At 55.2% G+C, this 21,883-nt stretch carries 19 protein-coding genes; all 19 read left to right on the top strand.

All coding sequences use genetic code 11. From position 1 onward, the window contains the following. Window positions 1-39 precede the first annotated feature (39 nt). Window positions 40-933 carry a GTPase Era gene (era, locus tag ML541_RS16220; protein ID WP_243374466.1) on the top strand — a complete coding sequence of 298 codons (894 nt, stop codon included), beginning with the start codon at window positions 40-42 and terminating at the stop codon, window positions 931-933. Then, window positions 930-2,255 carry a ribosome biogenesis GTPase Der gene (der, locus tag ML541_RS16215; RefSeq protein ID WP_243374465.1) on the top strand — a complete coding sequence of 442 codons (1,326 nt, stop codon included), beginning with the start codon at window positions 930-932 and terminating at the stop codon, window positions 2,253-2,255. Before era ends, der begins: the two co-directional genes overlap by 4 nt. A gap of 78 nt (window positions 2,256-2,333) precedes the next feature. Next, the gene (locus ML541_RS16210; RefSeq protein ID WP_243374462.1) at window positions 2,334-4,052 is read left to right on the top strand and encodes a response regulator; all 1,719 of its coding nucleotides are present in this window, start codon (window positions 2,334-2,336) and stop codon (window positions 4,050-4,052) included. Further along, entirely contained in the window at window positions 4,049-4,414 is a 366-nt protein-coding gene (locus ML541_RS16205) for a response regulator (protein ID WP_012647241.1), read from the top strand. The genes ML541_RS16210 and ML541_RS16205 overlap by 4 nt, the downstream gene beginning before the upstream one ends. A gap of 50 nt (window positions 4,415-4,464) precedes the next feature. Then, window positions 4,465-6,504, top strand: a complete 2,040-nt coding sequence (locus ML541_RS16200; RefSeq protein ID WP_243374460.1) for a chemotaxis protein CheA — start codon at window positions 4,465-4,467, stop codon at window positions 6,502-6,504. Then, the gene (locus ML541_RS16195; protein WP_243374458.1) at window positions 6,504-7,304 is read left to right on the top strand and encodes an AAA family ATPase; all 801 of its coding nucleotides are present in this window, start codon (window positions 6,504-6,506) and stop codon (window positions 7,302-7,304) included. The genes ML541_RS16200 and ML541_RS16195 overlap by 1 nt, the downstream gene beginning before the upstream one ends. 14 nt (window positions 7,305-7,318) lie before the next feature. Next, window positions 7,319-8,251: a chemotaxis protein CheW gene (locus tag ML541_RS16190; RefSeq protein ID WP_243374456.1), complete on the top strand. Its 933-nt coding sequence runs from the start codon at window positions 7,319-7,321 to the stop codon at window positions 8,249-8,251. 16 nt (window positions 8,252-8,267) lie between these two features. Continuing rightward, window positions 8,268-8,642, top strand: a complete 375-nt coding sequence (locus tag ML541_RS16185; RefSeq protein WP_243374454.1) for a response regulator — start codon at window positions 8,268-8,270, stop codon at window positions 8,640-8,642. A gap of 48 nt (window positions 8,643-8,690) precedes the next feature. After that, window positions 8,691-9,173, top strand: coding sequence for a chemotaxis protein CheW (locus tag ML541_RS16180; RefSeq protein ID WP_243374453.1), 483 nt, complete (start codon window positions 8,691-8,693; stop codon window positions 9,171-9,173). Window positions 9,174-9,200: 27 nt separating this feature from the next. After that, window positions 9,201-10,190 (top strand): response regulator, encoded by a 990-nt coding sequence (locus ML541_RS16175; RefSeq protein WP_243374452.1) that lies wholly within the window; start codon window positions 9,201-9,203, stop codon window positions 10,188-10,190. Window positions 10,191-10,220: 30 nt separating this feature from the next. After that, window positions 10,221-12,236 carry a HEAT repeat domain-containing protein gene (locus tag ML541_RS16170; protein WP_243374451.1) on the top strand — a complete coding sequence of 672 codons (2,016 nt, stop codon included), beginning with the start codon at window positions 10,221-10,223 and terminating at the stop codon, window positions 12,234-12,236. Next, window positions 12,236-13,111 (top strand): protein-glutamate O-methyltransferase CheR, encoded by an 876-nt coding sequence (locus ML541_RS16165; protein WP_243374450.1) that lies wholly within the window; start codon window positions 12,236-12,238, stop codon window positions 13,109-13,111. Before ML541_RS16170 ends, ML541_RS16165 begins: the two co-directional genes overlap by 1 nt. After that, a complete protein-coding gene (locus tag ML541_RS16160) occupies window positions 13,108-14,175 on the top strand; it encodes a chemotaxis response regulator protein-glutamate methylesterase (RefSeq protein ID WP_243374449.1) in 1,068 nt (355 codons plus the stop codon). The genes ML541_RS16165 and ML541_RS16160 overlap by 4 nt, the downstream gene beginning before the upstream one ends. A gap of 27 nt (window positions 14,176-14,202) precedes the next feature. Next, window positions 14,203-15,024: a GAF domain-containing protein gene (locus ML541_RS16155; RefSeq protein WP_243374448.1), complete on the top strand. Its 822-nt coding sequence runs from the start codon at window positions 14,203-14,205 to the stop codon at window positions 15,022-15,024. A gap of 75 nt (window positions 15,025-15,099) precedes the next feature. After that, window positions 15,100-15,477 (top strand): response regulator, encoded by a 378-nt coding sequence (locus ML541_RS16150; protein ID WP_243374443.1) that lies wholly within the window; start codon window positions 15,100-15,102, stop codon window positions 15,475-15,477. Between the two features lie 51 nt (window positions 15,478-15,528). After that, window positions 15,529-17,685: a cytochrome c3 family protein gene (locus ML541_RS16145; RefSeq protein WP_243374442.1), complete on the top strand. Its 2,157-nt coding sequence runs from the start codon at window positions 15,529-15,531 to the stop codon at window positions 17,683-17,685. Between the two features lie 131 nt (window positions 17,686-17,816). Further along, window positions 17,817-20,291, top strand: coding sequence for a leucine--tRNA ligase (gene leuS, locus ML541_RS16140; protein WP_243374440.1), 2,475 nt, complete (start codon window positions 17,817-17,819; stop codon window positions 20,289-20,291). A gap of 10 nt (window positions 20,292-20,301) precedes the next feature. Next, window positions 20,302-20,814, top strand: coding sequence for an LptE family protein (locus ML541_RS16135; protein ID WP_243374437.1), 513 nt, complete (start codon window positions 20,302-20,304; stop codon window positions 20,812-20,814). A gap of 8 nt (window positions 20,815-20,822) precedes the next feature. Beyond that, window positions 20,823-21,815 (top strand): DNA polymerase III subunit delta, encoded by a 993-nt coding sequence (gene holA / locus ML541_RS16130; RefSeq protein WP_243374435.1) that lies wholly within the window; start codon window positions 20,823-20,825, stop codon window positions 21,813-21,815. The last annotated feature ends 68 nt before the right edge of the window (window positions 21,816-21,883 follow it).

Genomic DNA, 21,883 nt, shown 5'->3' with positions numbered 1-21,883 from the left:
ACAGGTACTTACCCCCCAATCAAGGTCCAGGAGGTCCCTTTGGCTGAACAGCAGTTCCACTCCGGCTTCGTATCCATTATCGGCAGGCCGAACGTGGGAAAATCGACACTTCTCAACAGGATTCTCGGCGACAAGATCGTCATAACCTCCGATAAGCCCCAGACCACCAGGAACCGCATCCAGGGCATCCACAACCTGCCCGGCTGCCAGATTGTCTTTATCGACACGCCTGGCATTCATCGCGCCAAATCCCGGCTGAACAAATACATGGTCGATGTGGCCCTTTCCTCCATCAAGGAAGTGGACGTGATCCTTTTTCTGGTGGAGGCGGATACCAAGCCGGCCAATCAGGAGGAGACGATCCTCAACACGCTGGCCAATGCCGATGCTCCGGTGGTGCTCGTCATCAACAAAACCGATCTGGTGGCAAAGGAATCCCTGCTGGAAAAGATGGCGGCCTATTCCTCTCTTTACCCATTCAGGGCGGTGGTCCCGGTTTCTGCTCTGACAGGAGACGGTACGGACAAGCTGGTCCAGGTGGTGCGGGAGCTGCTGCCGGAAGGCCCCGCCTATTTTCCCGACGACATACTGACCGATGTGCCGGAACGATTTGTCGTCGCCGAGATAATCCGGGAAAAGGTCTTCCGTCTGACCCATGATGAGGTTCCCTATTCGGTTGCGGTGGTGGTGGAGAGCTTCAAGGAGCGTCCTGACGGGCTGGTTGCCATATCCGCCGTGATCAATGTGGAGCGGGACTCGCAAAAGGGGATCATTATCGGTAGGAAGGGGGAGATGCTGAAGAAGATCGGCATCCAGGCAAGGGGGGAGATCGAGCAACTGCTGGATACGAAGGTCTTCCTTGAGTTGTTCGTCCGGGTCAGCCGGGAGTGGAGCGAAAATAAGCAGATGCTGAAGGAGTTTGGTTACGAATGAAACCTTTGATAGCGATAGTGGGGCGTCCAAATGTGGGGAAATCGACCCTTTTCAACCGTCTGGTTGGCCGGCGCAAGGCGATGGTCGACGACATGCCGGGGGTGACCCGCGACCGCAACTATGCGGACGTGGACCGTTTCGATGTCCCCTTCATCCTCATCGATACCGGCGGCTTCGAGCCGGAAACGAGCGACCGGCTGCTGCAGCAGATGCGGGAGCAGTCCCAGCTGGCCATGGACGAGGCGGACCTGATCCTTTTCGTCATGGATGGCAGGGACGGACTGACCCCTGCCGACGTGGAGGTGGTGGAGATGCTTCGCCGCGTCGACAAGCCGGTTTTCCACGTCATTAACAAGATCGACGGGGAGCGCCAGGAATCTGCCGCAGGAGATTTCTACAGCCTTGGAGTGGAGCGGATCTTCACCATTTCAGCAGAGCATAACCGCGGCGTTAATGATCTGATGGAAGAGGTGGTCGGTGCCCTGCCGAAAAAAACTGCCCATGCAGCCGACGAGGATGTAACCAGGATCGCCGTCATCGGCCGCCCCAACGTTGGCAAATCGACCCTGGTCAACCGCCTGCTTGGTGTGGAGCGGGTTGTTGCCAATCCCACCCCCGGCACCACCAGGGATTCCATCGATACCTATTTCAACTGCAACAAAAAGCGTTATCTGCTGATCGATACGGCGGGCATCCGGCGCAAGGGAAAGACCACCGAGAAGATCGAGAAATACAGCGTCGTCGATTCCCTGCGCAGCATAGAACGGGCCGATGTGGTTCTGATCGTCATCGATGCGGCGGAGGGGGTTACTGAACAGGATACCAAGATCGCCGGCTATGCCTTTGAAGCGGGGCGCGGCTGTATCTTCGTCGTCAACAAGTGGGATGCCATCGCAAAGGACAATGCTTCCATGGGCACGTTCGTCGAGAAAATCCGCATGGAATTCAAATACCTCCCCTTTGCCCCCATCGTCTTCGTTTCGGCAAAGACGGGACAGCGGCTGGGCAAGATCATGACCGAGGTGGATGCGGTCATGGAGCAGTTCTCCAGACGCATCAGCACCTCGGATCTGAACAGGGTCTTCAGCAAGGCGGTCGAAGAGCACCATGCGCCCCTTTATCAGGGACGCCGGGTGAAATTCTATTTTGCCACCCAGGTGGGAACCAAGCCCCCCTCCATCGTCATCTTCACCAATCGCCCCGAAGGGGTGCACTTCTCCTACGAGCGGTATATCGTCAACCGGTTCAGGGAGGCCTTTGGCTTTACCGGTACCCCCATGCGCCTGCTTTTCAAGGGTAGGGAAGGGCGCAAAAGGGGGTAAATCTTCCTTTACTTTAGATACATCTATGGTTTAATATGAATCCCCGTTATTGAAAACCCATAACTGAGTTATATTTCTATGAGTCTTGTCGGAAACCTGGAAGATCTCGGCCTTGGCGAGATATTGCAGATAGTCAGCCTGAGCCGGAAGTCCGGTGTCCTCGCTCTTCACAGTCGCGGCAGAGAGGCGCGGATCATCTTTCGCAACGGCCAGGTTATCCGGGCAAACTCCAGTTCGAATCAGCAAAATCTCGGCGAGGTCCTGATCCAGAAGGGGGTCATCGACCTGAGCGCCCTCAAGCAGGCCCTCAATATCCAGAAGGAGGCGGGGGGCTCCGAACTTCTGGGGACGATCCTGGTCAGGCATTTCAACGTCAGTACCGAGACCATAGAAGATGTGGTCCGGGAACAGATTGAATCCGTCATCTACTCCCTCTTTGCCTGGGCGGAAGGCAACTTCGATTTTGAGCTTCAGGATACCGCCGAGGCGGTCGATAAAACCAAGATGGACCCGTTGCAGTTCATGCTGGAGCAGGGGCTGAACCCCCAGTTTCTTGCCATGGAAGGTTCCAGGATCATCGATGAAAAACGGCACCGGGGCGAATCCCTTGATGAAAACGTCTCCACAGATGTCCCGCCCCATCCCGCCGATACTGTCGATATGGCCTTCGATCTCCTGCATGTGCCGGGGGGGAAGGAGGAACCGGCACCTGAATCGGAACCGTCGTCCGTCCTGTCCGCTCAGCAGAAAAAACGGCTGGTCCTGCTCGTGGATGACGATGAAGAGACGCGCACTGCCGTTTGTTCCCTCCTGGAAAGCGATGGCTATGAAGCAGTCGCCTTAGAAAGAAGCGAGGATGCGCTGATAAAGCTGGACAGTTTCTGCCGCGAAGGGCGGGATCCCGCGGTTGTGGTGGATTTGATCATGCCCCGCATGGACGGTTCAGGCATTCTTGGAGGGCTTGAACTGCTCGAACTGATCGGCAACAACTTCCCTTCCATTCCAGTGCTGGTGTTGACCGATTACCACAACAGCGATGCGGAGCGCAAGGTGAGGGGGATGGGTTTTCCGGTGATGCTGAAGCCGAAGAAAACCGAGATTGTCGATGCAGCCACCCTTCATTCCTTCGGCGACGTTTTCCTCTGCGAGTTAGCGAGAGTCGAATCGTGCGGCGGACAGGCAATACCCACCGACAAGATCAATATCGGCGACGAGCTGCGGCTCGAAATGGGGGACGATACGCCGGTCCGCGAGCAGCCGGTGGCGCAGAGCACCGGTATCACCTTGCTGCGGGGCATGCTGGACGAACTGAACAATCCCACCCTTGGGGGGGGCATCATCCTGCTGGTGCTACGTTTTGCTTCCGAGTTCATGAACCGTGCCGTCATTCTCATCGTCAAAAAGGACGAGATTGCCGGCCTGGGGCAGTTCGGCATAAGCGACAGCGAGGGTAATGCCGATGCTAAAATCAGAAACATGCGCATCCCCCGGGACGAACACTCCCTTTTCAGCGAGGTGATAGATGGCCAGCTGCCGGTAAAGGCACAACCGGACTCGGGCAAATGGACCCGATATTTCGTGGAACAGCTGGGGGGAGGGGTGCCTGCTGAATTTTTCCTGGGGCCGATCGTCAGCGAGGGTAAAGTGGTTGCAGTACTCTATGGCGACAACATTCCCGAAGCGAAACCCGTCGGGGATACGGACTCTCTGGAAATCTTCCTTTCCCAGGCCGGCCTGGCCATGGAAAAGGCCCTTTTGCAGCGCAGATTAAAGGAAAAAAGCCGGGAGGAGCTGTGAAAAAGATACTGATAGCGGAAGACTCGAATACCATGCGTTCCCTGCTGATCTCGACCATAGATTCCATGGACAGGTATGAGATCGTCGAGGCAGCCAGCGGTTTCGAAGCCCTTCGTCTGCTGCCCCGCGAACAGGTTCACCTCATCATCACCGATATCAACATGCCCGATATCAACGGCCTTGAACTGATAAGCTATGTGAGAAACAACCCCAATTATCAGGATATCCCCCTCTTTATCATTTCGACGGAAAGCAGCGATAAGGACCTCGAGAAGGGACTCGCCCTCGGTGCGAACGAATACCTGGTAAAACCATTCGATCCGGTCAAGCTGCAGGAATTGATCGGCAGATACCTTGGTTAAGATGCCGCAGCTGTCCTTCAGGGAAGTAAAATCAAAATTGGTGAGAGTTTATGGCCGGTGACACGAGTATAAGCAAAGCTGCCAACGATTTTCTTGCAGAAGCCGAAGACATCATAGACCAGCTGAGCCTCGATCTGGTTTCTCTCAGCGACTGTGCCGACAGTGGCGACTGCAATCCTGATCTGGTCAATTCCATCTTCCGCGGTGCCCATTCCCTCAAGGGTCTTGCAGGCATGTTCGGTTTTACCGATATTGCGGAACTTTCCCACAACATGGAGAATCTCCTGGATTCCCTGCGCCTTGGGAAGATACCCTTGAACCAGAGCACCATCAGCGTCCTTTTCGATTCCATGGAGGTACTGGGAACGCTGGTCCGTGGAGCGGGATCAGCCGATGCCGGGAAAACCGACATATCACGGGCCATTTCACTCATCAATGACTGTGTCGCTTCGGTGCAAAAAAATGATGGGCCATCTCCCCTTGCCCAGCTTGGGTTATCCGAGCGGGTGCTCGGCTCCCTTACCGAATACGAAGAACATCGCCTGCTGGAGAACGTGAAAAAGAACAGGAACATCTTTTCCATCCAGGCATCGTTCAGCCTTGCCACCTTCGATCAGGACCTGGGGGAGCTCACCGAGCTTCTCAAAGGTGCCGGAGAAGTGATCAGTACCCTGCCCAGTGCCGGGGGGGGGCTCGATTCCTCCATAAATTTCGAGATCCTCTTCGGCTCCGAAAAGGAAAGTGCCGAAATCGGTCTCCTTATCGACCGGGACAACATTTCCGTAAACCAACTGGGTGGGGGCAAACCGGCTGTTGCCGCGGTAAAAGCAGAGGCCGAAACCGCAAAAGAGTCACCGGCGCCACCACCGGAGCCCTCTCCGGAAGCTTCCCTGACGGCAAAGAGCATGAGCCGTACCGTCAGGGTGGATATCAGCAAGCTGGACGAATTGATGAACATCGTCGGAGAGCTGGTGCTGTCCCACTCCACAATCTGTCAGATAGGCGATCGCATGCGCCTTGACGGATATTCTGCCCCGGCTATAAATCTTTCCAAGGCCGCCAAGGGACTGGAGCGGAAGCTGACCGAGCTGCAGAAGGGGGTTATGGAAATCCGCATGATCCCGGTGGGACAGCTTTTCGACAAGATGGCGCGCATCGTCCGGAAAATCTCCCGCGAGCAGGGGAAGAAGGTGGAACTGAGGATGTTCGGCGCCGACACGGAGCTGGACAAGCTCATCATCGAGGATATATCCGATCCCATGATGCACATCATCCGCAATGCCATCGACCACGGGATCGAAGCTCCAGGCGACCGGGTCAGGGCAGGGAAGGATGAGAAGGGGGTCATCAAGCTCTCCTCCTACCAGAAGGGTAACCATGTGGTTATCCAGGTGGAGGATGACGGCGCCGGTATCGATGTGGACAAGGTGCGCCGTAAGGCCTTCGCCAAAGGTCTGATACCTAGCATCGAGGCGGTCCATGACAAGGAGGCGCTGGACCTGATTTTCCTCCCCGGCTTCTCCACAAGTGATGAGGTGAGCGAAATATCCGGCCGCGGTGTGGGCATGGACGTGGTCAGGACCAACATCGCCGCCCTCTCCGGCATGGTGGATGTGGAAAGCGTTCCCGGCAAGGGGAGCAGCATCATCATCACCCTGCCCATTACCCTTGCCATCATCAAGGCACTTATTATCTCTGCCGTAGGCCGCGTCTACGCCCTGCCCATTACCTCCGTCCTGGAAACCATCATGGTGGAACGGAAGGATGTTCTGACCGTGGAAAAGAAGGAAGTGATACAGTTGCGGGAGACGACCCTGCCCCTGCTCCGGTTGGGGAGGTTCTTCGGAACCCAGACCCAGGCCGAACAGGGGGAGAGCTTCTATGTGGTTGTTGTCGGTGCCGCCGAAAAGCGCCTGGGCATAGTTGTCGACGATCTGATGGGGCAACAGGATATCGTCATCAAATCCATGGGTGAAACTTTCAGGAATTTCAAGGGAATTTCCGGTGCTGCCGATCTTGGCGACCAGCGGACCATTCTGGTTCTCGACGTGGGGGGCATCATCAACGAGGCGGTCAGGAGCGGGGCTTAATGTACAAGACCTTTTACGGCTTCCGTGAAAAGCCTTTCAGCAAAACGCCCGATCCACGCTTTCTGTACATGAGTGTTGGCCATCGCGAAGCACTTGCACGGCTCCAGTATGTTCTGGAAGAGCGGGAGATCGCCATCCTGACCGGCGATATCGGCTGCGGAAAAACGACCATCTCCCGTGCGCTCATGGATACCATGGGGGATGTTTACCACTTCTGTTTCATCTTTAATCCCCGGTTGAGCGCCGTTGAATTCCTGCGCGTCATTGCGGCGAACTTGGGAGTGGAGAAACCTTCCACGGCCAAGGATTTCCTCCTGGGCGAGATTACCCAGGCATTGTATGACCTCCATGAGAACGGCCGCTGTCTGGTGGTCGTTGTCGATGAGGCGCAGTTGATCCCCGACAGGGAAATATTCGACGAGATACGGCTTCTGACCAACTTCCAACTGGATGATCAGAACCTGCTCAGCATCATCATCATGGGGCAGCCTGAGTTGCGCAGGATCGTCTCGGTGCCGCTTTTCGAGCCCTTCCGGCAGCGGGTGGCCATGGCGTACCACCTCCTCCCCCTGACCCTTGAAGAAACCCAGGAATATCTGGACTTCAGGATGATCGTGGCTGGCGGAGGCGCCGGGCTTTTCGCACCCGATGCGGTGCAGCGTATTTACGAGTTGACTGGGGGCGTGCCGCGGAAAATCAACACCCTGGCAACCAATGCCCTGCTCACCGGTTTCGCCAAGGATCTGGCATGGATCGACGCCACAGTAATCGAAGACATAAAGAGTGAACTCATCATTTAATCAGCAGGCCAACTATGAACTTAGCCGAGATAAGAAAGAAAGCCCAGCAGGAAAAGGAAGCCCTGCAGGCCGCCCTGGCCCAACTGCAGGATGATGCCGCCGAATCCTTCGAAGGGGAAGACGAACTATCCAAAGGTTTCGGCGGAATGCTTGCCGATGGGGATGCATATTTTGCAGCGGACGAATCGTGCGAGCCGGACGAGTCTTTTGTCCTGGAAGCGCCGGCCATGGTCACGGATGGCGACTCTGCAGTCATGGGCGAAGGATTCATTGCTCCCGAGGATATCTTCCCCGAAGATATTGCAGAGTATTTTGCAGATCCTGCCGTTTCTGGGGTGGAGCTTACTTCACCGTCACCATGCGTGCCGAAAACGGTTTCTGCACCGGTGATAGAAGAAAAAGAACCCTTTTCAGGCTTCGATCCACTGCGGGTCATGCTTGAAGGACGGACCAGGGCCGGCCGCGATGACGATGCATTCATCGGCCCTGCAACCGGACAGGAGATCGCTACGGCCGATTCCCAGGAACTGCTCTGCTTCCGGGTCGCTACCGAGGAATACGCCCTCAGTATCATGGAGATCAAGGAGATCATCAAGCCCCGGGAGGTTACCGAGGTACCGCGTGTGCCTTCTTTTGTCTCCGGGGTGCTTTCCCTGCGCGGCATAATCATCCCTGTTTTCGACATGAACGCCAGGCTCGGGCTTTCCAAGGAAGGTTCCACCGGCAAGGAGCGGATTATCGTTGTCAAGAGCGGCGAGGAGGGATTCAGCGGAATTCTTGTGGATGAGGTCGTCCAGGTGGTACGCATCGAGGACCGGTTCCTGGAGCCGCCGCCGGCGGTTCTCGAAGGAATCGACCGTGATTTTGTCAGCGGCATCGGCCGCTTCCATGGCCGCATGCTGATTCTGCTCAATATGGACAAGATTCTGGATATTACCCTTTACTGAATGATGGGGGATGGACATGCACAGTAAAAAGATTCTTATTGTTGAGGACGAAGAGAGTCTGCTGAAATTGGAGAGCATCCTTCTTTCATCCAAAGGCTATGCGGTGGTCGGTGTCATGGACGGTAACGCCGCCCTCCAGGAGGTAAAATCCAATCGTCCGGATCTGGTGGTTCTGGATGTGATGCTTCCGGAAATGGACGGTTTCGAGGTCTGCCGGCGCATCAAGGAAAATCCGGAAACCAGCGGCATTCCCATCGTCATGCTCACCGCTAAGAAAAGCAACAATGATGTGGAGCGGGGAAAACAGGCGGGAGCCGAAGCCTACATAACCAAGCCTTTCAGGTCGGCGAAAGTCATAGAAGTGATTGAGAGCCTAATCAGCGGCCATTAGACAGGTGGCTGCCCGTTCAAACCCAACGGAATGGAACAAGGAACATCCATGCACTCCGATAACAGTGAAATACAGGTCGCCTGTTTTACCCTTGATGAGAATACTTACGCCGTGGATATAATGCGTATCAGGGAAATCATCAAGCCTCAGAAGCTGACCAGTTTGCCCAAGGCCCCTCCGTATGTGGAGGGGGTCATCAATCTGCGCGGCTCGGTCATTCCGGTCATAGATCTGCGCAAGCGGTTCGATTTGCCGGTGCGGGAGATGGACAGCGCCGTGAGGCTGCTGATCGTGCGGGTGGCAAAGCAGCTGATAGGCTTTGTTGTCGATAATGTCACCGAGGTCATCACCGTTCCAGCCAGGGACATTAAGCCGCCGCCGCAGATAGCAGGCGGCATCGGTGCCGAATACCTCCTCGGGGTCTGCCTGTCAAGCGAATCCCTGATCATGCTGTTGAACATCGACACCGTACTTACTGCCAGAGAGGCTTCCGAACTGGGGCTGATCGGTTCCGTCCATGGTGAAGGTTGAGATTTACTCCGTTAAGGAAAGGCTGACATGCTTATCATTTGTCCCAGCTGCAAGGCAAGGTTCAGTTTCGACGACTCGAGGATCGGCCCTCAAGGCATAAAGCTTCGTTGCAGCAAGTGCCGGACGATTTTCAGCATCTCCCGGAAGGTGGAAAATCCCGCCCCGGTTTCTGTCGCTGCTCCTCCGGCACCGCCTACGGCCGCAGCTCCGGCTGCACAGAAAGTGAAGGTTGTCATAGCCAATGAAAGTGCCTCCTTTTGTGCGGCAGTGGCGAAGATACTGGAGCCGGAGCCTTTCGAAGTTTTAACTTACAACGACGGCAAGGAAGCATTCGAGGCCGTGCAACGTGTCCGCCCGGATGTAATCCTGCTGGACGTGGCGCTGCCTTCCATGTACGGCTTTGAGGTATGCGAACGGATTAGGCAGGATCCTGCCCTTGCAGCAGTGAAAATCATTCTCATCGCCGCTATTTACGATAAGACCCGCTATAAAAGATCCCCCGCTTCCTTGTATGGGGCAGACGACTATATCGAGAAGCACCACATACCCGATTCTCTGGTGTCCATGATATATCGCCACGTGACGAATCAGAAACCGGTGGAAAAATCTGCAAAAGAAGAGGGGAACACTGCCGGCGAGGGCCTGGTCAAGCCGCAGTACTTGAACCGGCAGGAAGTGGATGCCCAGCTTGATGCACGCCGGCAGATACAGGCCGATGAAGAGCGGGAGACCATGCCCCAGGTTGCGCCCCCTGCTGCCCAGGCATCTTCCCAGGCCCATGAGAAGGCCAAACGGCTTGCTCGGATAATCGTTTCCGATATCATGCTCTACAACCAGGCAAAGGTGGAAGAGGGAATAAAAAACGGTACTTTTTACACCCTTCTGGAAGATGATATCCGTGAGGGACGGGCACTCTACGAGCGCCGGGTACCAGAAGAAATCAGGAAGGATACCTCCTTCCTTCAGGCGGCATTCGAGGACCTGATCGCAAAGAAGAAGCAGGAACTGAAGCTGTGAGCTCGTCCTGCCCTCATATTGGAGAGCGTAGTGGATAAACTGCAGATGCTGATCGAGGCCCTTCGTTCGGGCGGCGAGGAGAAGAGAAGGCTGGCTGTGGTCGGATTGAGGGATTACCCCCTCGACCAGGTACTGGACAGCCTGTTTCTTGCCCTGGGCGATACCAGTTGGCGAGTGCGCAAAGAAGCTGTAGACATCATTGTCGTGGCAGCGGAGGGTGAAAAAGGGGATTTCTTGCAGGAGGAGCTGGTGAAGATGCTCCACTCCCAGGACAACGCCGGGCTGCGCAATTCTGCGGTGGAATCCCTGGAGAAATTAGGGGGAAAAGCTACGAGGATCCTCTGTCTTCATGTTGCCGATGAAGACCACGAGGTCCGTAAGTTCATCATCGACATCATGGGTAATATCGGTGACCCGGCTTTTGTCCCCGCCCTGATCAACGCTTTGGATGATCCCGATGCCAATGCGCGAGCTGCAGCTGCCGAAAATCTCGGCAAGATAGGGGATGAACGCGCATTGCCGGAGCTTCTTGAGACCCTGGCAAAGAACGATGTTCTGCTGAAATTCACCATTCTTGAGGCGGTGGGACGTATCGGTCAGCCTGTTCCCGTTTCAGCCATTGCTCCCCTTGCAAATGACAACCTCCTCAAGAAGGCAGTTTACGACTGCCTTGGCGCAATTGGTGATCTGGATGCCATTCCGCTCTTGTTGGATGGATTGAAGGACCGCCTGAAAAAAGCCCGCGGAGCTGCTGCAACAGGACTTGCCGCCCTGAGAAAACGCATTTCTTCTCCGTTTGCCGAGGAGGTGCTCCTTGGCGGACTCCAGGGGCTCAAAGGTACCCCCCACGTGGAGGAGTTGATCAGCTCCTTCAACGATGCCGAAGGTGGGGTGAAAGAGGCCCTTGCCCTCATCCTTGGGCTCATCGGCGATGAGCGGGCAGCCAAGCCTCTTCTGTTGGGCTGCAATGACGACGTGCTGCGGAGACTCTGTCTTCAGGCACTGAAAAGAATCGGCAATGCTGCAGCAGCCTCTCTGCTCGAAGTGTTTACCTCCGCAGATGATGATCAGCGTTCTTTTATCATCTATCTATGCGGAGAACTCGGTTGCCGTGAAGCGGTACCGCTTCTGACCGAAGGTATGCTGGACCTGAATCCTCAACTCCGTGCGGTATCGGTTAAAGCTGCAGGAAAGACCGGCCTGGCGGTTTTTGTCAACGAGGTGGCCCATCTGCTTGAAGACCCCGAGCAGGAAGTGAGAAGCGATGCCGTGGAAGCGCTCTATCGCCTAGCCGAAACCGACAGGCAGTCGGTGGCAAGGATTGCCGGTAAACTGGCTTGTTCCGATCTGGCTGAGAAGCGGCGCAGTGCGGCCATACTCTCCACAGCCCTTGCCGATACGGAGAAACTGTCGCTGTTGGTCAAGGACGAGGACGCTACGGTACGTAAGGCGGCGGTAAATTCCCTTGCCACCCTTAAATCGGCTGCCTGTACCGGACACCTGGTGATGGCTCTTGTCGATGAGGATCCGGATGTCCGCATAGCTGCCGCCGGCGCCTTGGGGGATGTGGGTAGCGAAGAGGCAGTAGAACCGCTTCTGCTGGCCCTGCAGGATGAAGATCCCTGGGTGCAGTGTGCTGTACTGAAAAGCCTCGGTACCCTGAAGAGCGAAGCGGCATTGCCGGCCATATTCCAGCTTTTCGAAGTCGCCGACGCCGGACTGGTGCTTTTGGCTGCTCTGGATGCCGTGGCGAAAATCGGTGGGGAGAAATCAGCGGCCCTTGTGGAAAAGGCGCTGGACAATCCAGACGAAGAGGTGGTCAAGGCGGCAATCGGCATACTGTCCCAGGACGGGGACGGCTGGGTGTATACCTACCGCGAAAAGCTCCTGTGCCATGCCCATTGGGATGTGCGCAGCACTTTCATCAAGACCATGGTATCGCGGCTGGGCGAGAAGTCATTTCCCTATCTGCGGCAGGCTCTTCAGACCGAGACCGATGAACTGGTCAAGGGACAGATCGTTGAATTGATGGAACGGGTTCTTTAATGTTTTATTCAGACCCTGAAGTGCAAATGACCGATGAAGAGTTCCGCCTCATACGGGACCTTATCTATACCCACTGCGGCCTCTATTTCGACAACGATTCCAAGTATCTTCTCGAAAAGCGGCTGGGTCGCCGGTTATCCCAGCATCAGATCAAGGAATTCCGGGATTACTACCATCTGTTGAAATACGATCGGAAGAGGGATCAGGAGTTGTCGGACATCATGGATGTCCTGACCACCAATGAGACCTATTTTTTTCGGGAATCCTTCCAGCTGAAGGCCTTTACCGGTGAAATCATCCCTGAACTGATTGCGGCGAAGGAAAAAAGAGGGGACCGCTCCCTGCGTATCTGGAGTGCCGGCTGTTCCACTGGAGAGGAACCCTATACCATTGCCATGCTGCTCATCGAAATGGGGGTACCGAAGGACTGGCGTGTAGAGATTGTCGGTACAGACATCAGCCAGAGAGTGCTGCACCAGGCGAGGAAAGCCACCTACGGTAAAACCTCGTTTCGTTCCACCGATGAAACATATATCAACCGTTTTTTCCAGAACCAGGAAGGGCTCTGCCGGATCAACGACGAGGTCAAGGAACTGGTGACCATCAGCCACCTCAACCTCTTCGATCATAACCGACTTGCGCTCCTGGGTAAAATGGACGTGATCTTTTGTCGTAACGTCATCATTTATTTTGATCAGGCTGCCAAAAAGCGGGTTGTCGAATCTTTCTACAAAGTCCTTCGCGAGGGAGGATACCTGCTTCTCGGGCATTCCGAATCGTTGATGAACATTTCCACGGCGTTTGCCCTGAAGCACCTGAAAAACGACATGGTGTACCAGAAACCGCCGTCTGCCGGAACCGGAGTTTTTTTATGAAAAAAGTGAGAATCGTTGTCATAGATGATTCCGCATACAATAGGCGCACAATTACGAAGATGCTCGAGGAAATTCCCGAGGTGGAGGTGGTCGGTTATGCCGTCAACGGCGAGGAGGGCATCAGGCGGGTGATCGATCTCACTCCGGACCTTGTCACCCTGGACCTGGAAATGCCGAAGATGGACGGCTTCACCACGTTACGCATCATTATGAACAGCTGCCCGACTCCCGTCATCGTCATCAGTGCAGGAAGCGACGACGAAAAGGTTTTCAAGGCGCTGGAATTGGGCGCTGTGGATTTCATCGCAAAACCGACCAGGACCATTTCCGATGAACTCCTGAAGATACAGGATGACCTGCAGAAAAAGGTGCGGAGCGTCTTTAACCTGAACATGGCCGGCATCAAGCGGCGTGAGGCCTTTCTCAGCCAGGATGCCCAAAAGGAAAAAAAGCCGTTTTCCATAACGCCGAGCAAGAAATCCCAGATCGATATCATCGCAATCGGCGCGTCGACCGGCGGACCGCCGGCGCTGCAGAGCATCTTTTCCGCTTTCGACAAGCCTCTGCCTGTGGCCATGGTGGTTTCGCAGCATATGCCGCCCGGTTTTACCAAGGCCTTTGCCGAACGCCTGAACCGGACCTCCGGTTTTGAGATCAAGGAAGCCAAAGACGGCGATACTGTGACCCCCGGCCGCGTACTTATTGCACCCGGTGGCCGCAATCTGATCTTCGACAGGGTCGACGGATCGGTCATTGCCAGGGTGGTCGCCCCCCGGCCGGAAGACAAATATGTACCGTCGGTGGATGCCATGTTTGCATCATGTGCCAGGATCTATGGGCCGAAGATGCTGGCAGTGGTGTTAACGGGAATGGGCAATGACGGGAGCCGCGGTGTCAAGGCGGCCAAGGCTGCGGGAGGCGGTGTTTTTGCTGAATCGGAGGAATCGGCGGTGGTATTCGGCATGCCGAGAGAGGCCATAGCCACAGGTCTTGTGGACAGGATCGCCACCATAGACAAAATGTCCGGCGAGATATTATCATATTGCGGAATCAAGTGCAGATAGAACCTACCACAAAGTCAGAGGTGAGATATGTCAAGGGAAGAAGATAAGGGCATGCACGGCAGGGCGGAAGAATTCCTGCAGGTCTTCAAAAAGGGGGCAGAATTCACCCAGGACTTGATGCGTGAGAATGAAAGGCTTCGCTACCGGATTATCGAGCTGGAGGAGTCGCTGCCCAACAGGGAGGGGGCGTCCTTGGGCGACGAGCACACCCGGTTGTCCAAGCGGATCGAGGAACTTGAGCGGGAGAAAGAGGAAATACTCAACCGCATCAAACAGGTGGAGGCGGAAAACCAGAATTTTGCCGCCAGATATATCGAGATAGAAGAGGAAAACAACAACCTGGCCAATCTCTATATCGCCAGCTATCAGCTCCACTCCACGCTGGACTTTAAAGAGGTTTTGCAGATCATCACCGAGATCATCATCAATCTCATCGGTGCTGAGGAATTCTCCATCATGCTCCTGGATGAAAAAACCAATGAGATTCAGGCCGTGGCCTGCGAGGGAATCCAGCGGGAAAATATTCCGCCGGTGAAACTTGGGCGGGGAGTTATCGGTGAGGTGGCGAAGACCGGTGAGAATTTCTTTGTGGAGGATGTGAGCGGTTATGTGCAGGATCTGGAAAATCCCATGGTCTGCATCCCGCTCAAGATAAAGGAGCACGTAATCGGTGTCCTGGTCATTTACAAGCTGCTCGTGCAGAAGACGACATTTGCCGCGGTGGACTACGAACTTTTTACGCTTTTGGCCGGGCATGCCGCAACAGCCATTTTCAGTTCCAGGCTGTACAGCGATTCAGAAAGAAAGCTCTCGACCATCCAGGGATTCATCGATCTTCTGACCAAGTGAGAAAAGCCCCCGATGCCCGCACAGCCGGGTTCTATGCCGGATCGGCAATGAAGGGAAACGTAAGAGGAGAATGTCATGCCGCCATACAATATTCTGATCGTTGAAGATTCCCCGACGATGAGGCAGCTTATCTCTTTTGCCCTCAAGAGATTGAGAGTTGTGAGAATAGTTGAAGCCAACGACGGGGTCGACGGATTGAAAAAACTTTCCGCAGAGAAGTTCGACCTGATCTTCACCGACATCAACATGCCCATCATGGACGGTCTCAAGCTGGTAAGTCTGGTGAGGACCGACTCCAACTATAAGGCAACCCCCATTGTCGTCATTACGACAGAAGGGGCGCAGGAGGACCGGGAGCGGGCGCTGGCTCTGGGTGCCAATGCCTATATCACCAAGCCCATACAGCCCAACAACATCCTGGACGTTGCCAGAAAGCTCCTGAAAATCGCTTAGAGCTGCCGGCAGAACTTCCTCCGTATAACCATGCACGTCAGAGGTCAATCAGTGAAACGCTTTCTGTTGCCGTTGCTGTTCCTGCTTTTTATTCCTGTGCTTCTTTTTGCCATGGATTTTCAGGTCGTTACCTTCAAGACTGAGAATGCCGGCAGGGTGGTCTTCAATCACGACCCTCACTTGAAAAAGCTGGGCAACAACTGCACCGCTTGCCATAAATCCATATTTCCCGTATCCACCAATGTGCCGCCGGTCACCATGGCCGATATGGAGCAGGGCAAGTCCTGTGGTGCCTGCCATAACAAGACCAAGGCCTTCGGCGTCGGCGAATGCGTGAAATGCCATGTGGTCAAGGAAGTACCCATAGAAATACCGCAGTTCGGCACCCTGACGTTCAGCCACAACTTCCATCTTGGCATGTATGGCTGTGGAGATTGCCACAACAAGATCTTCAAACCTGGACCCGGTAATCCCCATGTCTCCATGAAGCAGATGGAGCAGGGAGCGTCCTGCGGTGCCTGCCACGATGGGAAGACCGGCTTCACCGTCAAGGAGAACTGCACCAAGTGCCACGCCGTCAAGGATATTGCCTTTACTGCCGATGCCCTCTTCAGCCACAGATTCCATCTGGAAATGTACAAATGCGGCGATTGCCACAGCAAACTCTTCATTGCTGGGCCGGGTAGTAAGCGCCATTCCATGCGCGACATGGAAGGTGGGCAGTCGTGCGGCGGTTGCCATGACGGCAGCACCGCCTTCAGCGTCAAAGGGGATTGCGGCAAGTGCCATACTGCTACGAAAGACATAAAATTTAAGGAAACCGATGCGGTTTTCAGCCACAAATTCCACTTGGGTATCTACCGCTGCAGCGACTGCCATAGCGGCATTTTTGTCGGTGGCGCCGGCAGCAAGCGCTATACCATGGCGGACATGGCAAAGCTGAGATCCTGCGGCGCCTGCCATGAGGGAGATGTCGCCTTTACGGCCAGCGGCAACTGCGGCAGGTGTCACAAAAGCACCAAGGACATAACCTTCAGGATACCGGATATCGGCAGCGTCGCCTTCAGCCATGGCCTGCATCTGGGGATGTACAAGTGCGACGATTGCCATAATCAGGTATTTGCCACCGGCGCTTCGCGGAAAAGCTTCACCATGGCGGAGATGGAGAAAGGAAAATCCTGCGGCGCCTGTCACGATGGGAAGACCGCTTTTACTGCTTCGGCCAATTGCGGTAAATGTCATCCGGTCAAGGATGTCACCTTTGCCGACGATGCCCGCTTCAGCCATACAAAGCATCTGGACATGTACAAATGTGCCGACTGCCACAGCAAATTGTTTGTCGCCGGACCTGATAACAAACGACGGTCCATGGCTGCCATGGAAAAAGGAGAGTCCTGCGGGGCGTGTCACGAAGGGAACACCGGTTTCTCCGTCAAGGGGGATTGCGACAAGTGCCACAAATCGACCATGGAAATAGCCTTCAAGGTGCCGGAAACGGGGGTAACCTCGTTCAGCCACGCTTTCCATACGGGCATGTACAAATGCGGAGACTGTCATAACGGCATTTTTACGACCGGTGCAGCGGCAAAACGCTACACCATGGCCGACATGGAGAAAGGCAAGTCATGCGGCAGCTGCCACGACGGGAAAACCGCCTTTACGGTCAAGGAGAACTGTGAGAAGTGCCACCCGGTAAAGGAGATACCATTCAAGGAATCGGGCGCTTTATTCAGCCACAAGTTTCATCTGGGGCTCTATCGCTGCAATGATTGCCACACGAAACTCTTCATTCCTGGCAAGGGGAACCGGCGGGTGAGCATGGTGGAAATGGAAAAAGGGAAATCCTGCGGCGCCTGTCACGATTCCAGCACGGCCTTTGCCGTTACCGGCAGTTGTAATAAATGCCATAATGTAACAAAGGCGGTAAAATACGAACTGCCGGAAAGTACCGGCAGTGTCCTGTTCAGTCATAAGGTGCATATTTCCAAGGGGTACAATTGCGGCGACTGTCACAACAACCTGATTCAGGCGGGAGTCATGCGCAAGCCCTTAAAGATGAAGGACATGGAAGAGGGGAAATCATGCGGCGGCTGCCATGGCGCCGCCATGGCCTTCAGTGTCAGGGACCCGCGCAGCTGCGGCAAGTGTCACAGCGGGAAGGCGGGGGATAACCCGTCGTTCCAGGAAGGGGGCGTCCCTCCGCTGTAAGCAAGAATATTACTACGGCCATGGAAGCATGGCTCCGTTGATTTTCCGGCAGCCATTCAGGTGAGGGAATAATTGCGGGTGCCGCCGTTTCCGTGGCAAAATTTTGTCCCGGATATGGGCAGGAGGTTGATGTGGAAGAGAAATATTTTCCCGAAAGGGTTGAAGAGAAGTGGCAGCAGTTCTGGGAGCGCAACAAGAGCTTCAAGGCAGAAAAGGTCGCAGACAAGGAAAAATACTACCTGCTGGAAATGTTTCCCTATCCGTCGGGGCGTATTCACATGGGGCATGTGCGCAATTACTCCATCGGCGACGTCATTGCGCGCTTCAAGAGGATGAAAGGCTTGAACGTCGTTCATCCCATGGGGTGGGATGCCTTCGGCATGCCGGCGGAAAACGCCGCCATTCAGCATAAAAGCCATCCGGCAAAGTGGACCTACGAAAACATCGACTACATGCGTGGCCAGCTGAAAAAGATGGGCTTTTCCTACGACTGGGACCGGGAACTGGCCACCTGCAATGTGGAATATTACCGGTGGGAGCAGCTGATCTTCCTGCAGATGCTGGAAAAGGGGCTCGCTTACAAGAAGGTTTCTTCGGTCAACTGGTGTCCCAAATGTGAGACGGTCCTTGCCAACGAGCAGGTTGAGGATGGCTGTTGCTGGCGGTGCGATACGGTCGTCGAGCAGAAGGAGCTGGAGCAGTGGTCCTTCCGGATCACCGACTATGCCGAGGAGCTTCTAGAATACACCCATAAGTTGCCAGGCTGGCCGGAGCGGGTCCTGACCATGCAGCGCAACTGGATCGGCAGGAGCACCGGCTGCGAGATTGACTTCGCCGTAGAGAACGACAAAGGCTCCATAAAGGTATTCACAACCCGCCAGGACACCTTGTTCGGTGCCACGTTCATGTCCCTGGCCCCCGAGCACCCCATGGCTCTCCAGCTGACGACTGCAGAAAACAGGGCTGCCGTCACTGCCTTCATGGACAAGGTGAAGAAAACCGACCGGATCAAGCGCACCGCTGAGGATTTCGAAAAGGAAGGAGTCTTTACCGGTTCCTACTGCCTGAATCCAGTCAACGGGCGCCGTATGCCAATCTACCTGGCCAACTTCGTCCTGACCGATTACGGCACCGGCGCGGTTATGGCCGTGCCGACCCACGACCAGCGCGATTTCGAGTTTGCCCGCAAATACGGTATTGCCATGGAGGTGGTGATTCAGCCTGAAGGGGAGGCACTGAAACCGACTGCCATGACCGAAGCCTATACCGCCGAGGGAATCATGGTCAATTCGGGCCGCTTCGACGGTCTGAGCAGCAACATTGCCAAGGAGCGGATCGCCGATTTTCTGGAGCAGGAAGGGCTTGGCAAGAAAACGGTCAATTTTCGTCTGCGTGATTGGGGAATCTCCCGGCAGCGCTACTGGGGCAACCCGATTCCGGTTATTTACTGCGATCAGTGCGGCACCGTGCCTGTGCCGGCAAAGGATCTGCCGGTTGTTCTCCCCATGGATGCCACCTTTACCGGCGAAGGAGGCAATCCTCTGGCGAAGGTCGAATCCTTCGTCAAGACCACCTGTCCGATCTGCGGCAAGGATGCGCGCCGGGAAACAGACACAATGGATACCTTCGTCGAATCCTCGTGGTATTTCCTCCGTTACTGCTGCCCTGACTTCGCCGATGGTCCGCTAGACAAGGAGAAGGCCGAATACTGGATGTCCGTGGACCAGTATATCGGTGGCATCGAGCACGCGGTCATGCACCTGCTCTATGCCCGTTTTTTCACCAAGGTTCTGCGCGACCTGGGATACTGCAACATCGATGAGCCCTTCACCAATCTCCTGACCCAGGGGATGGTCATCAAGGATGGGGCGAAGATGAGCAAGTCCAAGGGGAACGTTGTTGATCCCAATGCGCTGATAGAAAAATACGGTGCCGATACGGCAAGGCTTTTCTCGCTCTTTGCAGCTCCCCCCGAAAAGGATCTGGACTGGAGCGATCAGGGGGTTGACGGCAGCTTCCGTTTCCTCAACCGGGTTTGGAAGCTGGTCTACGAGTGCCTGCCGCTCTTGAGCTCCGCAGCTTCCCTGGATATTGAATCCCTGACCGGAGAGGGCAAAGCCCTGCGCCGCCAGGTGCATAAGACGATCCGCAAGGTTACCGATGACATCGAGGATCGTTTTCATTTCAACACGGCCATTGCTGCCGTCATGGAATTGGTCAATGCTCTGCAGGCTTTCGAACCGAAGAACCTCCCTGCCAATGCCCCGGTGCTGAAGGAAGCGATCGAGGCGGTGATTCTGCTGTTGGCGCCGTTCGTACCTCATTTTGCCGAGGAACTGTGGGAAGGACTCGGCCATGAGAAGAGCCTGATCGAAGCCGGCTGGCCTGTATTCGATCCTGCCGCGGCAGTTGATGAGGAGCTGCTGGTGGTGGTCCAGGTGAATGGCAAGCTGCGCGGCAAGGTAACGGTTGCTGCGGGCGCCTCCGACGAGGAGGTCAAGGGAGCTGCCCTCGCCGATGACCGTATCCGACAGGTTATCGAAGGCATGACCGTCAAAAAGGTAGTCTACGTGCCGGGCAAGCTGGTGAACATCGTTGCCGGCTAAAAGCGGATATATGCGAAGACTTATCCTCCTTTTTCTGTTGTTTTTCGGGGTGACCTTTTCCGGATGCGGCTATCATCATCTGCAGGGTGTTGGCAGCCCGGCACGGGGGCTTGATGGCATTCATGTGCGGATCTTTGCCAACAAGAGCTATCGGGCCGGTCTGGAAACAGTGGTGACCCAGAGCCTCATCGACGAATATGCGTTGCACAGCGGTGGCAACGCCGTGGCTGAAGGGGCCGCTCGTCTTGTTTTGAGCGGTACCGTGCTTTCGTATACGGTGGACCCTGTTTCCTACACCGCCGCCGACCGCGTTGCCGGTTATCGGGCTGCACTGAAGATTGCCGCAACGCTCACAGAGCGCCAGACAGGGAAGATTGTCTGGAAAGGGGAGGTGTCCGGGAATCGTGATTTTCCTGCAAGTCCGGACATCGCCCTGCAGCAGAACAGGGAGTCTGCCGCCATCGCCGAAATATCGAGGCGCTTGGCCGAACAGTTACATGAAAAGATGCAGGAAGATTTCTAGGTGATACCATGAAGCCCGAAGAATTCACCAGGTCTGTGGAGAAAGGGAGCATTGCTCCCTTTTACTATCTGTATGGCGACGAGCCCTACCTCATAGAAAAAGGGGTAAAACGGCTCCTTGAGCGGATTGTTTCCCCCGATTTCCGCGATTTCAATTTCAATGTTTTTTACGGCAATGAGTGCAAGGGGGATGAAGTTTTTGCTGCGGCCCAGACCTTGCCCATGTTCGCTGAACGGCGCGCTGTCCTGGTCAAGAAGAGCCAGGATCTCTCCGTCTCTGCCCTCGAAATCCTTCAGGCTTACCTGCAAAATCCTTCTCCTGCCACCTGTCTCATTTTTCAGGGAGAGAAAATAGATCAGCGCAAGAAGTTCTTTGCGGAAATCAAAAAGGCTGACGGCCTCGTGGAATTCAAGCGCCCCTATGAAAACCAGCTGGGGGCATTCATCCGCGAAGAAATTAAGGCTTGCGGCAAGCGTATCGACCCGGCCGCCGCCGAACTGCTGGCATATCTGGTGGGGACCAATCTCCAGGAACTGGCGTCCCAGATCGAGAAAGTGGTTACTTATTGCGGCGGCAGGGAAAGTATCGGCATGGATGACGTCAAGGCTGTTGTTTCCGACACCAAGGTTGACACGGTCTTCGAACTGACCGATGCCTTTGGCGAGAAGAACCTGGCCAAAGCAATGCGCACCCTGTACACGATCCTGCGTGACGGAGAAGCGCCCCTGATGCTCCTTGCCATGCTTGCCAGACACTTCCGCCAGCTCTGGCGGGTACGCGAGCTCATGGACCGTAAAATGCCCGGTACCGAGATCGGCAAGGCCGCCGGCATCAATCCCTATTTCCTGAAAAAGGTCATGGATCAGGCGCGAAACTACCGGACCGGTGAACTCAAGGGTATTTTCGAGCGCCTGCTCGAAATTGATCTGGCGATGAAGTCAAGTGGAGGTAAACCTGTGGTCTTGCTGGAGCGGTTCACCATGGAGGTCTGCGGCAAGTAACAAGGTGTCTGGAAACAAGAAAGGGACCCCCATACGGGATCCCTTTCTTTAACAGTAGTTGTGTGGCG

This window comes from Geotalea sp. SG265 (assembly GCF_022808985.1).
Classification (GTDB): domain Bacteria; phylum Desulfobacterota; class Desulfuromonadia; order Geobacterales; family Geobacteraceae; genus Geotalea.
The sequence above is the reverse complement of the archived record's forward strand: the minus strand, read 5'-3'. Positions and strand labels throughout refer to the sequence as shown.

Coding starts and splice junctions, on each gene's coding strand:
- der (WP_243374465.1), top strand. CDS start 930: ATGAAACCTTTGATAGCGATAGTGGGGCGTCCAAATGTGGGGAAATCG.
- ML541_RS16210 (WP_243374462.1), top strand. CDS start 2,334: ATGAGTCTTGTCGGAAACCTGGAAGATCTCGGCCTTGGCGAGATATTG.
- ML541_RS16200 (WP_243374460.1), top strand. CDS start 4,465: ATGGCCGGTGACACGAGTATAAGCAAAGCTGCCAACGATTTTCTTGCA.
- ML541_RS16195 (WP_243374458.1), top strand. CDS start 6,504: ATGTACAAGACCTTTTACGGCTTCCGTGAAAAGCCTTTCAGCAAAACG.
- ML541_RS16190 (WP_243374456.1), top strand. CDS start 7,319: ATGAACTTAGCCGAGATAAGAAAGAAAGCCCAGCAGGAAAAGGAAGCC.
- ML541_RS16185 (WP_243374454.1), top strand. CDS start 8,268: ATGCACAGTAAAAAGATTCTTATTGTTGAGGACGAAGAGAGTCTGCTG.
- ML541_RS16180 (WP_243374453.1), top strand. CDS start 8,691: ATGCACTCCGATAACAGTGAAATACAGGTCGCCTGTTTTACCCTTGAT.
- ML541_RS16175 (WP_243374452.1), top strand. CDS start 9,201: ATGCTTATCATTTGTCCCAGCTGCAAGGCAAGGTTCAGTTTCGACGAC.
- ML541_RS16165 (WP_243374450.1), top strand. CDS start 12,236: ATGTTTTATTCAGACCCTGAAGTGCAAATGACCGATGAAGAGTTCCGC.
- ML541_RS16160 (WP_243374449.1), top strand. CDS start 13,108: ATGAAAAAAGTGAGAATCGTTGTCATAGATGATTCCGCATACAATAGG.
- ML541_RS16155 (WP_243374448.1), top strand. CDS start 14,203: ATGTCAAGGGAAGAAGATAAGGGCATGCACGGCAGGGCGGAAGAATTC.
- ML541_RS16150 (WP_243374443.1), top strand. CDS start 15,100: ATGCCGCCATACAATATTCTGATCGTTGAAGATTCCCCGACGATGAGG.
- ML541_RS16135 (WP_243374437.1), top strand. CDS start 20,302: ATGCGAAGACTTATCCTCCTTTTTCTGTTGTTTTTCGGGGTGACCTTT.
- holA (WP_243374435.1), top strand. CDS start 20,823: ATGAAGCCCGAAGAATTCACCAGGTCTGTGGAGAAAGGGAGCATTGCT.